The organism is Rhizobacter koreensis, from assembly GCF_013366375.1.
GTDB lineage: Bacteria > Pseudomonadota > Gammaproteobacteria > Burkholderiales > Burkholderiaceae_C > Schlegelella_A > Schlegelella_A koreensis.
Window position 1 is genome coordinate 59,290 of the sequence record NZ_JABWMJ010000014.1, and the last position, 13,031, is coordinate 72,320.

The following is a 13,031-nucleotide window of genomic DNA, read 5'->3' on the forward strand; positions in this document are numbered from 1 at the left end:
GGGTTCAGCTTGCGAGCCCGGCGCTCCGCAGCACGGCCCGGGCGCGCTCGACGACGGGCACGTCGATCATTTCGCCATCCACGGCCACCGCGGCGCCGCCCGAGGCAGCGAACGCCGCGCACACGCGCCGAGCCCAGGCGATGCGCTCGGGATCGGCGGCAAACACGCCCTGCACGACGGCGATCTGCTTGGGATGGATGCACAGCTTGGCGCCGAACCCGAGCCGGCGCGAACGCTCCGCATCGGCGCGCAAGCGCGGCGCATCGTCGATCGCGAGGCTCACGCCGTCGGCCGGCGCCGCCAGGCCTCCGAGCCGCGACGCCAGCACCACCTGCGCGCGATAGGGCTGCAGCTCGGCCTCGCCGCCGTCGGGCGCGCAGTCGATGCCGAGATCGACCGCCAGGTCGATGCTGCCGAAGGCCAGCCGCACGACCCCCGGCACGCGCGCGATGGCGCGCACCTCCTCGATGCCGCGCGCCGACTCGATGATCGGCAGCACGTCCTTGAACGCATTCTCGAAGGCGTGGCAGACGGCGTCGATGCCGTCGGCCTTGGGCAGCATCACCGCGGCCACGCCCGGATGCCGGCACAGTGCCAGGTCGTCGTCGAACCAGGGCGTGCCCGCCGCGTTGACGCGCACGATCAGCGGCGCGGCTTCGTCCTGCGCTGCGTCGAGAGCACCGTCCAGAGCGTTCGCCAGCGCGTCGCGTGCATCCGGCTTGGCGACGGGCGCGACGGCGTCCTCGAGATCGACGATGACGGCATCGGCCCCGGCCGCGCGCGCCTTGGCGTAGCGCTCGGGCCGGTCGGCCGGCACGAACAGGTAGGTGCGCGGCTGCCGCGCTGCGAGCCCGTCGTCGCTCATCTGGAGGTCCCTGCCCGGCCCCTTCGCGTGTCCGTCAGGTGCCCAGCAGGCGGCCGATGTGCGGGGTGCGCTCCAGCGCCCAGACGCCTGCGATCAGCGTGCCCATCTCGGCCGGCGTGGCCGCATCGCCGTAGGCGGCGAGCCGGCGCGCCTTGTCCTCCAACTCGGCCCGGCTCAGCGTGTTGCCGGGGTCGCCCTTGGGCTGGTCGACGCGCGCGTCGAGGATTCGTCCATCGCGCGTGCGCACCTGCACCTTGCCGATCCAGCGTTGCGGGTACGCGGCGTCGACCTCGGCGTCTAGCTGCATCGCGACACGGTCGCGGAACTCGGCGACGCGCGGGGCGACGAAGTGGCGGTCGAACTCATCGAGGCCGGCGTAGCCGAACTCGGCCACCAGGCCCAGCACCGTGCCCATCGAGAACTTGGCCTGGTGCACGGTGGCCGGCACCACGACGCGCCCGAGCACGTCGATCGCCCCCTGGTGCACCCGCGCCTTGACCTCCGCGATGTCGTCCGCGCCGAGCCGGTGCTCGCGCATCAGCGCCAGCAGCGCGTCGGCGCTCGGATGCGTGTGGCGGCACGAGGCGTGGTACTTGAACGAGGTCTCTGCGGTCGCCCAGCGCTCGCCCAGGCCGACCGTCAGCCGGGCCGGATCGGCATCGCTGGACATGCCCGCGGCCATGCCCTGCTCGCCTTCGAGGATGCGCCGCGCGCCGGTGAACCCGTCGCGTGCGAGCCAAGCCGATGCCAGGCCGGCCGAGGCCGCGTGCGCACAATGCAGCTGCTTGGAATCGGCCGCGTCGCGCAGGAACTCCCACAGGCCCGCGGCCTGCGTGCCCGCGCTGCCGAACGCGTGCAGCATCGTCTCGGCGTCGAGCCCGAGCAGCCGCCCGGTGGCCGCGGCGGCGGCCAGCGTGCCGGCCGTGGCAGTGGTGTGGAAGATGCGGTAGTGCGGCCGGCCGAGGAACTCGCCCACACGGATGCCGACCTCGTAGCCGGCGACCGCGGCGGCCAGGAACTCGCGCCCGCTTGCCCCCGTGGCCTGCGCAGTGGCGAGCGCCGCGGGAAAGACCACCGCGGCCGGATGGAACACCGAGCCGTTGTGCACGTCGTCCTGCTCCACGACATGCGAGGCGGCAGCGTTCACCATCGCCGCGAAATGCGGCGACGTGAGGCGGCGCGAGATCAACACCTCGGCGCCACCTGCGTCGCCGTTGCGCAGCGTCGGCCCCATCGCCAGCGCGTAGCGCTCGATCGCCTGAACGGCCCGGGCGCTCTTGCCCGCGAGCGTCGAGCCCAGCCAGTCGAGGAACAGGTCCTCGCTGCGGCGCAGCACCGCGGCAGGGATGTCCTCTGCGCGGAGCTTCGCGGCGAAGGCGGCCAGTGCGGCCGAAGGGTGATCGTTCATTGGCGTCTCCACGGAAGCTCTGTCAGGTCAGATCGCGCCCTCAGCACGCAGCTTCGCGATCTGGTTCGCCGACCGCCCGAGCTCGGCCAGGATGGCATCGGTGTGTGCGCCCAGCGCCGGCACCGCGCCCATCGGCGGCGGCTCTTCGCCGGACACGTGGTGCGGCGGATACAGCGCCGGTACCGGGCCGCCGGGCGTGCCGATCTCGGTCCAGCGCGCGCGGGCCCGGAGCTGCACGTGGCGCCACAGATCGGCCATCTCGTTGAGCCGGCCGTAGGCGATCTGCGCCTCCTCGAGGCGTTCGATCAGCTGCTCGCCGGTCAGCCCCACGCAGACCGACTCGATGATCCCGCGCAAGGTCTCACGCTCGGCCAGGCGTTTCGCGTTGCCCTTGTACTGCGCGGCCAACTCGGGCCGGCGCAGCACCTTGTCGCAGAACTGGCCCCACTCGCGGTCGTGCTGCACCGCAAGCACGATCTGGCGTCCGTCGCCGCAGACGAACGGGCCGTAGGGATAGATCGCCGCGTGTGCGGCACCGGCGCGCGGCGGCGGCGGCTGGCCGCCGAGCGTGTAGTACAGCGGAAAGCCCATCCACTCGGACATGGCCTCGAGCATCGAGATCTCGAGCCGTTTGCCGCGCCCGGTGCGCCCGCGCTCCAGTAGAGCGGCCAGCACGCTGCTGTAGGCGTACATGCCAGCGGCGATGTCGGCGATCGACAAGCCGGCCTTCGACGGATGCTCTGGCGTGCCGGTCACCGACACGAAGCCCGACTCGCTCTGGATCAGCAAATCGTAGGCCTTCTTCTCGGTAAAGGGGCCGCCGTCTCCGTAGCCCGAGATGTCGCAGACCACGAGCTTGGGGTTGCGCGGCGCGAGGCTCGCATGGTCTAGGCCCATGCGCGCGGCGGCGCCGGGCGCCAGGTTCTGCACCAGCACGTCGGCGCGTTCCACCAGTTCCTGAAGCACTGCACGCGAGGCGGCATTCTTGAGGTCGAGCGTCAGGCTCTCCTTGCCGCGGTTGCACCACACGAAGTGCGACGCCGAGCCGCGCGTGCGCGTGTCGTAGGCGCGCGCGAAGTCGCCTTCGCCGGGGCGCTCGACCTTGATGACACGCGCGCCCAGGTCGGCGAGCTGGCGCGTGCAGAACGGGGCGGCGATGGCGTGCTCGAGGGTGACGACGAGCATGCCCTGAAGCGGACGCATGGCAGGACCCTTCAGAACGAACGCGGCAGGCCGAGCACGTGCTCAGCCACATACGACAGGATCAGGTTGGTCGAGATCGGCGCCACCTGGTACAGCCGCGTCTCGCGGAACTTGCGTTCGACGTCGTACTCGCAGGCGAAGCCGAAGCCGCCGTGCGTCTGGATCGCCACGTTGGCGGCCTCGAACGAGGCCTTGGCGGCCAGGTACTTGGCCATGTTGGCCTCGGCGCCGCAGGGCTGCTTGGCGTCGAACAGCTCGCAGGCGCGCCAGCGCATCAGGTCGGCAGCCTCTGTCTCGATATGGTTTCCCGCGATCGGGAACTGGACGCCCTGGTTCTGGCCGATCGGGCGGTCGAAAACGCGGCGTTCGCGCGCGTAGGCGGCGCTGCGCGCGACAAACCAGCGCGCGTCCCCGATGCATTCGGCGGCAATCAGCGTGCGCTCGGCGTTGAGGCCGTCCAGGATGTACTTGAAACCCTTGCCTTCCTCGCCAATCAGGTTTTCGGTCGGGATCTCCAGGTTTTCGAAGAACAGTTCGTTGGTCTCGTGGTTGACCATGTTGCGGATGGGCCGCACGGTCAGGCCCTTCCCGATGGCCTGGTGCAGGTCGACGATAAAAATTGACATCCCTTCGGACTTGCGCTTCACGTCGGCCAGCGGCGTGGTGCGCGCGAGCAGGATCATCAGGTCGCTGTGCTGCACGCGGGAGATCCACACCTTCTGGCCGTTGACCACGTAGCGGTCGCCCTTGCGCAGCGCGGTGGTCTTCAGCTGGGTGGTGTCGGTGCCGGTGGTGGGCTCGGTGACGCCCATGCTCTGCAGGCGCAGCTTGCCGCTGGCGATGCCGGGCAGGTAGCGGCGCTTCTGCTCCAGCGAGCCGTGGCGCAGCAGCGTGCCCATGTTGTACATCTGGCCGTGGCAGGCGCCGGCATTGCCGCCGCAGCGGTTCACCTCCTCCATCACCACCGACGCTTCAGCCAGGCCCAGGCCGGCGCCGCCGTATTCCTCGGGGATCATCACCGCCAGCCAGCCGGCCTCGGTCAAGGCGTCGACGAATTCCTCGGGGTAGCCGCGCGCCTCGTCGACCTTGCGGAAGTACTCGTCGGGAAAGCGCTTGGACAGGTCTCTCAGCGCAGCACGGAGCTCCGGGTGACGTTCTGCAGTAGCAGTCATGAACAAGGAATGACGAAGAGGAAGAAGCGTACTTTAAACTAACGAACGTTAGCTCAAAACGGCGCGGGCCGGCCGACTCATCCGGCGCGGTCGGCGTAGAGTTGCTGCAGTTGCTGGCGCAGCGGATGCTTCTGGATCTTGCCCGTGCTGGTCATCGGCAGCGCATCGACGAACACCACGGCCTTGGGCACCTCGAAGCCGCCAAGGTGCTTGCGGCAGTGCTGCAGCAACTCCTCCTCGGTGACCTCCGCGCCAGGGCGTCTGACCACAACCGCCGTCACTGCTTCGATCCAACGCGCATGCGGCAATCCGACCGCCGCGGCATTCGCCACCGCCGGATGTCGCAGCAGCACCGCCTCGACCTTGATCGACGACACGTTCTCCCCGCCGGTCTTGATCATGTCCTTCTTGCGGTCCTTGAACATGAGCTGACCGTCGACCCACATGCCGAGGTCGCCGGTGTGGTGCCAGCCGTGGGCGCGCGCCTCGGCGGTGGCCTCCGGGTTCTTGAAGTAGCCCTCCATCACGTTCGGGCCGCGGTGCACGATCTCGCCAACCTCTCCTTCGCCAAGCAAAGTTCCCGCGTCGTCCATGACGGCGGTGTCGTTGATCATCGCGCTGACGCCCCAGTACGAGCCGAAGCGCCGGAGTTGCTCATCCGGCCGGAACGCTACGGTCAGCGGGTACATCTCGGTCTGCCCGGTGCCCAGCATGTAGTTCGGACAGATCTCGGTGACCAACCGGCGCAACAGGGTTTCGGGCATGGGCGCCATTGCATACATGCACATTCGCAGGCTAGACAGGTCGCGCCCCGGTCGTGACGGATGCTCGAGCAACGCCTGATGCATCAAAGGCAGGCCCATGAAGAAGGTCAACCGCTCCCGCTCGATGATCTCGAGCATCTGGCCAGGGTCGAAGCTCTTGGTGACGATCACCGTACCGCCGGCAGCCAGCAGCCCGCAGACCAGCGTGTGCTGTGCGCAATGGAACAGCGGCAGAGTCGCGTTGCAGATCGCGTCGCGCCACAGACCGAACTCGATGGCATTGTTCATCGCCGCCATCACCACCGCGAGGTGGCTTTGCATGACGCCCTTCGGCCGCCCCGTGGTCCCACTCGTGTACATGATCTGCGCCACGTCGCGGTCGTGGACCTCGACCTCCTGCTCCACGGCCGGCTGCCGCGAAAGTGCCTGAGCGAACGCGCCGAAGCTGGCCTGGGCCGGCCCTTCAAGCACCCATCCGCGCCCGGGCGTGGCGGCGAACAGCTTTGCCAACCCGGGACGGGTGATGAGCGCCGCGTCGACCAGGACGAAACGCGACTCCGAATGCTCGAGGATGTACCGAACGTCGTCGTCGCCCAGACCGACGTTGATGGGCACCCACACCATCCCTGCCCGATGGATACCAAACATCGCGGTGAGGAACTGCAGCGAATTGCCGCATAGCGTGGCGACCCGGTCGCCGGGTTGCAGTCCGCCAGCCAGGAGCGCGTTCGCACAGCGGGTCACCTGGTCATTGAAGTCCCCATAGCAAAGCCGCTCATCCTCTAGGACGAACGCCGTCTTGGCTCTGTCACGGGCCGCACAGCGGCGTAGGAAGTCCCCGATGGTGACGCGAGCGATTTGCCCGGGGCCTGGAACTCCCGCAGTGACCGTGGAAGCGTTCGATTTGGACAAGGTTTGTCTCCGGACGAGAGGAGAGAGCTGAAAGGTCCCGAAGCGCTCCGGCCCTCGCCTACGGCCTGCAGGCCGTTCAGACCGCGCCGGTCAACTCCGGCACCACAGCGAACAGATCGGCCACCAGCCCATAGTCGGCCACCTGGAAGATCGGCGCATCGGGATCCTTGTTGATGGCAACGATGACCTTGCTGTCCTTCATGCCTGCCAAGTGCTGGATCGCGCCCGAAATGCCCACGGCCACGTAGAGTTGCGGCGCCACGATCTTGCCCGTCTGGCCCACCTGGTAGTCGTTCGGAGCATAGCCCGCATCCACAGCGGCACGAGAGGCGCCCAGCGCCGCGCCAAGCTTGTCGGCCATCGGCTCAAGAACCTCGCGAAATTTCTCGGCAGAGCCCAGACCCCGTCCGCCCGAGACGATGATCGAAGCGGCCGTCAGCTCCGGGCGCTCGAGCTTGACGACCTCTCGACCCAGCAGTTCGCAAAGGCCCAGGTCGGCGCCCGCCGAGGTGGCCTGCACGGTGGCGCCGCCGCCTGTCGTCGCGGCCGGATCGAACGCGGTGGTACGGACGCTCAGCACCTTCACCTTGTCGGAGGACTTCACGCGCGCCACCGCATTGCCGGCGTAGAACGGCCGCACGAAGGTATCTGGCGTCTCGATCGCGACGACGTCGGAGATCTGCGAACTGTCCAGCAGCGCTGCCGCGCGCGGCAGCACGTTCTTGCCGAACGGCGTGGCCGGCGCAAGCACGTGGGTGCAGGCCGAATCACCCTGCACGCAGGCCACGACCACGGCGGCCAGGTTCTCGGCCGACTGCGACGACAGGTGGGCCGCATCGGCCACCAGAACCTTGGCAACACCGGCCACCGCGGCTGCGGACGAGGCCGCGCCTGCGCAGTCGCTGCCGGCCACCAGCACATGGATGTCGCCGCCGATCTTCGCGGCCGCAGCGACGGTGTTGAGGGTCGACGGCTTGAGCGCGGCGCCGTCGTGTTCCGCAATGATCAGAATCGTCATGTCACAGCACCTTCGCTTCTTCCTTGAGCCGTTTGACGAGGTCCGCCACGTCGGCCACCTTGATACCCGCCTTGCGCGCGGCGGGTTCTTCCACGCGCAGCGTGGTTGTGCGCGGCGCGAGGTCGACGCCCAGATCGGCCGCCTTCAGCAGCTCGAGCGGCTTCTTCTTCGCCTTCATGATGTTGGGCAGCGTGATGAAGCGGGGCTCGTTGAGGCGCAGGTCGGTCGTCACGGCGACGGGCAGCTTGAGCTTCAGGTTCTCCAGGCCGCCGTCGATTTCGCGCGTCACCAGCGCGTAGTCGCCCTCGATCTTGACCTTCGACGCAAAGGTGGCCTGGCCCCAACCCATCAGTCCGGCGAACATCTGCCCTGCCTGCCCGGCATCGTCGTCGATCGCCTGCTTGCCGAAGATCGCCAGTTGGACGCCCTCCTTCTCGGCGACGTGCTTCACCAGCTTGGCCACCGCCAGCGGCTCCAGCACCGCCTCGCTCTCGACCAGCACGCCACGGTCTGCGCCGATCGCCATCGCGGTGCGCAGCGTCTCCTGACATCCTGCCGGGCCGCACGATACGGCGATGACCTCGCTGGCCACCCCGGCTTCCTTCAGACGCACCGCCTCTTCACAGGCGATCTCGTCAAAGGGGTTCATTGACAACTTCTGGTTGGCGAGGTCGACCCCCGAACCATCGGACTTCACTCGGGCCTTGACGTTGTAGTCCAGAACCCGTTTCACGGCGACGAGAATCTTCACTTCAAGAGCACTCCTATCGTTGAACGCAAGTGGCGAACCAGAATGAACGCGGCAGGCAGACCTACACGGTCCCGGCTGCCGCAGGGTGATGCCGAAAGACCGTCAAGCACCCGGCCAGGCCCAGTCCTTGTACATGTCGCGCAGCTTTGTCTTCAGGAACTTGCCGGTGGACGTTCGAGGAATCTCCGCAACGAAGTCGTAGGCGTCCGGCACCTGCCACTTTGCGAACGTGCGCGAAAGAGACTGCTGAATCTCCTCGGCGGTGGCCGACATGCCGGGCCGCAGCACGATGGCTGCCAGTGGCCGCTCGGCCCAACGTGGGTGCGGCACGGCAATCACGGCAGCCTCCAGCACCGCCGGGTGTCCCATGATCGCGTTTTCCAGATCGACCGAACTGATCCACTCACCGCCGCTCTTGATCAGGTCCTTCGTACGGTCGGTCAGGCGCAGGAACCCGTGCTCGTCGATGCAACCGACGTCGCCGGTTCGCAGCCAACCGTCCGGGGTGAAGCTGCTCTCGCTGACCGGCATCTCGTGGTAGCTGCCCGTGATCCATGGGCCACGCACCTGGATCTCGCCGACCGACTGGCCGTCCCAGGGAACCTCCCCCTGCTCGCCGACCAGCCGAATCTCGACCAGAGGCGCCGCACGCCCTTGCTTGACGCGCAACGCATACTGCTGCTCTTGGGACAGCGATTTCATCGCCGCCGTCAGCGCCGACACCGTACCCAGCGGCGACGTCTCGGTCATGCCCCAGGCCGTACCCACCTCGAGGTCGAACTCGTCGAAGCCGCGGAAAAGCGACTCCGGTGCCGCCGAGCCGCCGACCAGCATGCGCATCCCTGGCTTCAGGCGGTACCTCTCAGGCTGATTGCGAAGCGTCTGCAGGATCGACAACCAGATCGTGGGCACACCGCCCGTGACAGTCACGGCCTCGCGCTCGAACAGGTCGAGCAGCGAATCGGCATCTAGGTGAGGTCCCGGCATCACCAGCTTGGCACCCACGAACACCGCAAGGTACGGCAGCCCCCAGGCGTTGGCGTGGAACATCGGCACCACCGGCAACACGGTGTCGGCATCGGACACCCTGAGCGCACCCGGCAGGGCCGCCACCAGTGTGTGAAGAACCGTCGAGCGGTGTGAATACACCACGCCCTTCGGATGCCCCGTGGTCCCCGACGTGTAGCACATGCCGCAGGGCGCGTGCTCATCCACCACCACCGGCTCGAACCTGCCGCTGGCCTTGCGCAGCAGCTCTTCGTAGTCGTCGTACCCGGCCGGAACCGGCTTGCCGGTCAAGGGCACGACTATGATGCGCTCGAACTTCACGTCCTTCGAGAACTGCGCAAGCAAGGGCAGCAGCACATCGTCGACGATCAGGATGCGGTCCTTGGCATGGTTGACGATGAACGCCAGGTCATGCGGAAACAGTCGCAGGTTGAGGTTGTGCATGACCGCGCCGGCAGCCGGAATGCCGAAGTAGCACTCGAGGTGCGCGTAGTGGTTCCAGCTCAGGGTGGCCACGCGGTCGCCAGGCTGAACGCCCGCCTCGACCAAGACCTCGGCCAACGCAAGCGCGCGCCGGTGGAAGTCGCGGAACTTGTGGCGGTGCAGCGACTTGTCGGGCAGGCGGCTGACGATCTCTACGTCCGCGTGATATCGCCCCGCACGATCCAAGAAGTGGTTCAGCGAGAGGGGCGCACGCATCATCGTTGAGACTGCGGTCATCGAAACTCCTCCGCAGATGGAAGCTGTGGTGTGATGGAACTCGCCGCCCGCCCCGAAGGATCGGCGACAACGTCGGAATGACCGGCGGCGCACGCGCAGTGGGCGACACCCGGTCTTGATCCACGGCCCAATTGCGCGTGCACTTCGGGCATCAGGATGGCGAACATGCGCGTCGACAACGCGTCGACACTCAGGCGGCTGCTCGCCCGATACCACTGCCCGGCCCAGTTCAGGGCCCCGAGCACAGTCTGCCGCACGAGGACCACATCGGAGTCGACCCAACCATTCGCAGCGGCGGCACCGATGGCCTGGTCCCAGAGATCCTCGTAGCGATTCCGCCAGGCCATCACACGCCGCACCGCCGGCTCGGAGAGGCTCCGCCATTCGTACACCAACACCATCAGCGCGTCCAGGTTGGCCCCGAGCAGCGCGGTCAGATGGCGGCGCACCATGGCCGCCAGCTGCTCCGGCAACCTGCGCTCGCTGGCCAAGCCCTCCTGCACCGACGCATGCACGTCGCGGATGCCCTCCTCCATCACCGCCACGAGGAGCTCTTCCTTCGTCGCGAAGTGATAGAAGAGCGAGCCCGACTTGATGCCCAGTTCGGCCGCAATCTGGCGCACCGAGGTGCGCTCGAATCCCTGCCGCCTGAACAGCCCGGCAGCAGCCCTCAAGATTTCCTGCCGTCGATGGCTATCCACCTGTTGCGTCATGGCTTACACTATAACAGCTAACAAGCGTTAGGTCGAATATTCGAGCCCATCGAGCCATTCAAGATCCATGCTTCAACGTCCCCTGTTCACCGCCGAGCACGACCTCTTCCGCGAGCAGGTCCGGCGCTTCATCGAGCGCGAGGTCGTTCCCCACCACGCGCGTTGGGAGGCCGAAGGCATCGTGCCGCGCTCCGTCTGGCGCGCTGCCGGCGAGGCCGGGCTCCTCTGCCCGGCCATTCCCGAGGCGTACGGCGGCGGCGGTGGCAGCCGGCTGCACAGCGCGGTGCTCATCGAGGAGGTGGCGCGTGCCGGCGCCAGCGGCATCGGCTTCGGGCTGCACTCCGACATCGTGGCGCCCTACATCCTGGCCTACGGCAGCGAAGAGCAGAAACGCCGCTGGCTGCCGCCGATGGCGCGCGGCGAGGTCATCGGCGCCATCGCGATGACGGAGCCCGGCGCCGGCAGCGACCTGCAGGCCGTGCGCGCCACCGCCTTGCGCGACGGTGAGGAACTGGTGATCAACGGCCAGAAGACCTTCATCACCAACGGCCAGAATGCCGACCTGGTGATCGTGGTCGCCAAGACCGATCCGTCCGCTGGCGCCAAGGGCACCTCGCTGGTGCTGGTGGAGACCGACCGCGCCGGCTTCAAGCGCGGCCGCAACCTCGAGAAGATCGGCATGAAGGCACAGGACACGTCGGAGCTGTTCTTCGACGGCGTGCGCGTGCCCGCCTCCAACATCCTCGGCGGCGAAGGCAAGGGCTTCATCTTGCTGATGCAGGAATTGGCCTGGGAGCGCATGCAGATCGCCATCGGTGCGGTCGCCGGAGCCGAGGCCGCGCTGCAGTGGACGCTGGACTACACCAAGGAACGTAAGGCATTCGGCCAGCGCGTCATCGATTTCCAGCACAACCGCTTCCGGTTGGCCGAGTGGAAGACGCAGACCCAGGTGATGCGCGTCTTCGTCGACCGGCTGATGGACGAACTGCTACGCGGACAACTCGACGCCGCGACTGCGGCCATGGCCAAGTACTGGACCACCGACCTGCACTGCCGGCTGCTTGACGACTGCCTGCAGATGTTCGGCGGCTTCGGCTACATGTGGGAGTACCCGATCGCGCGCGCCTATGCCGACGCGCGCGTCTCCCGTATCTACGGTGGCACGAACGAGATCATGAAGGAGATCGTCAGCCGCACGCTCTGACGCGTAACGAGGACGAACCGCCTCCGAACCGCCATCCACTATTCACCCCTTTCGATCAGCCAATGACCGACGCTTTCATCTACGATGCCGTGCGTACGCCCCGCGGCAAGGGTCGCGCCTCGGGCGCCCTGCACGGCACCACGCCGATCCATCTGGCCGTCACCGCGCTGCAGGCGCTGCGCGACCGCAACCGGCTCGACACTGCACAGGTCGACGACGTGATCCTCGGCTGCGTCGAGCCGGTGGGCGAGCAAGGCGCCAACATCGCCCGCGTGGCGGCGCTGGTGGCCGGCTACGACCAGTCCGCGCCAGGCGTGCAGATCAACCGCTACTGCGCTTCGGGACTCGAGGCCTGCAACATGGCCACGGCCAAGGTGATGTCAGGCCAGTCGCCGCTGGCCGTCGGCGGCGGGGTCGAGAGCATGAGCCGCGTGCCCATGGGCACCGGCGGCGGCGCCTGGCCGGCCGACCCGGCCGTGGCCCTGCCCACCTTTTTCGTGCCGCAGGGCATCTCGGCCGACCTGATCGCCACGCTGTACGGGTACTCGCGGGCCGATGTCGATGCCTATGCCCTGGAAAGCCAGCGGCGCGCCGCGGTCGCATGGCAAGAAGGCCGCTTCGCGAAGTCGATCATGCCGGTGCGCGACGTCAATGGCTTGGTCGTGCTCGACCGCGACGAGCACATGCGCCCCGAAACCACGATCGAATCGCTGGCCAAGCTCGAGCCCGCGTTCAAGCTCCAGGGCGAGCGCGCCGGTTTCGACGCGGTGGCGCAGCAGCGCTACCCGCAGCTCGAGCGCATCGAGCATGTGCACCACGCCGGCAACTCCTCAGGCATCGTCGACGGTGCGGCCGCGGTGCTGATCGGCAGCGCCGAGGCCGGCCAGCGCCTGGGCCTGAAACCGCGAGCGCGCATCCGGTCGTTCGCCTCAGTCGGCAGCGAGCCGACCATCATGCTCACCGGACCGTCGTTCTCGGCCGAGAAGGCGCTCAAGCTGGCCGGCATGTCCTGCGCCGATATCGACCTGTTCGAACTCAACGAGGCCTTCGCCTCGGTGGTACTGCGCTTCATGGAGGTGATGGACGTGCCGCACGAGCGCATGAACGTCAACGGCGGCGCCATCGCGATGGGACATCCGCTGGGCGCCACCGGCGCCATGATCCTCGGCACCCTGCTCGACGAACTCGAGCGCCGCAACCTCTCCACCGGTCTGGCCACGCTGTGCGTTGGCGCGGGCATGGGCACTGCCACCATCATCGAGCGCGTGTGAACCGCGCCGATCAGGAATCCCC

At 67.8% G+C, this 13,031-nt stretch carries 11 protein-coding genes; 2 read left to right on the plus strand and 9 right to left on the minus strand.

Translation table 11 applies throughout. The annotated features are described in order from the left end of the window. Positions 1-4: 4 nt before the first annotated feature. The 9 genes from HQN59_RS22790 to HQN59_RS22830 all read right to left on the minus strand — a co-directional run bounded on the left by HQN59_RS22790 (position 5) and on the right by HQN59_RS22830 (position 10,534). Positions 5-865 carry an HpcH/HpaI aldolase/citrate lyase family protein gene (locus HQN59_RS22790; RefSeq protein ID WP_176071444.1) on the minus strand — a complete coding sequence of 287 codons (861 nt, stop codon included), beginning with the start codon at positions 863-865 and terminating at the stop codon, positions 5-7. 34 nt (positions 866-899) lie between these two features. After that, the gene (locus tag HQN59_RS22795; protein WP_176071445.1) at positions 900-2,273 is read right to left on the minus strand and encodes an MmgE/PrpD family protein; all 1,374 of its coding nucleotides are present in this window, start codon (positions 2,271-2,273) and stop codon (positions 900-902) included. Positions 2,274-2,300: 27 nt separating this feature from the next. Further along, positions 2,301-3,476: a CaiB/BaiF CoA transferase family protein gene (locus HQN59_RS22800; RefSeq protein WP_176071446.1), complete on the minus strand. Its 1,176-nt coding sequence runs from the start codon at positions 3,474-3,476 to the stop codon at positions 2,301-2,303. Positions 3,477-3,487: 11 nt separating this feature from the next. After that, entirely contained in the window at positions 3,488-4,648 is a 1,161-nt protein-coding gene (locus HQN59_RS22805; protein WP_176071447.1) for an acyl-CoA dehydrogenase family protein, read from the minus strand. 77 nt (positions 4,649-4,725) lie between these two features. Next, positions 4,726-6,324: an AMP-binding protein gene (locus tag HQN59_RS22810; protein ID WP_176071448.1), complete on the minus strand. Its 1,599-nt coding sequence runs from the start codon at positions 6,322-6,324 to the stop codon at positions 4,726-4,728. Positions 6,325-6,400: 76 nt separating this feature from the next. After that, complete coding sequence (locus HQN59_RS22815; protein ID WP_176071449.1) at positions 6,401-7,342, minus strand: electron transfer flavoprotein subunit alpha/FixB family protein; 942 nt, start codon at positions 7,340-7,342, stop codon at positions 6,401-6,403. A gap of 1 nt (position 7,343) precedes the next feature. Continuing rightward, entirely contained in the window at positions 7,344-8,093 is a 750-nt protein-coding gene (locus tag HQN59_RS22820) for an electron transfer flavoprotein subunit beta/FixA family protein (protein WP_176071450.1), read from the minus strand. 102 nt (positions 8,094-8,195) lie between these two features. Beyond that, positions 8,196-9,821: a long-chain fatty acid--CoA ligase gene (locus HQN59_RS22825; protein WP_176071451.1), complete on the minus strand. Its 1,626-nt coding sequence runs from the start codon at positions 9,819-9,821 to the stop codon at positions 8,196-8,198. Next, on the minus strand, positions 9,818-10,534 hold the full coding sequence (locus HQN59_RS22830) for a TetR/AcrR family transcriptional regulator (protein WP_176071452.1): 717 nt from the start codon (positions 10,532-10,534) through the stop codon (positions 9,818-9,820). Before HQN59_RS22830 ends, HQN59_RS22825 begins: the two co-directional genes overlap by 4 nt. Before the next feature lie 67 nt (positions 10,535-10,601). On the opposite strand from HQN59_RS22830, the gene HQN59_RS22835 reads away from it, so the two are divergent. Together HQN59_RS22835 and HQN59_RS22840 are read left to right on the plus strand one after the other, a co-directional pair. Beyond that, entirely contained in the window at positions 10,602-11,738 is a 1,137-nt protein-coding gene (locus HQN59_RS22835; protein ID WP_176071453.1) for an acyl-CoA dehydrogenase family protein, read from the plus strand. Positions 11,739-11,800: 62 nt separating this feature from the next. Further along, complete coding sequence (locus HQN59_RS22840; RefSeq protein WP_176071454.1) at positions 11,801-13,009, plus strand: acetyl-CoA C-acetyltransferase; 1,209 nt, start codon at positions 11,801-11,803, stop codon at positions 13,007-13,009. Positions 13,010-13,031 lie beyond the last annotated feature (22 nt).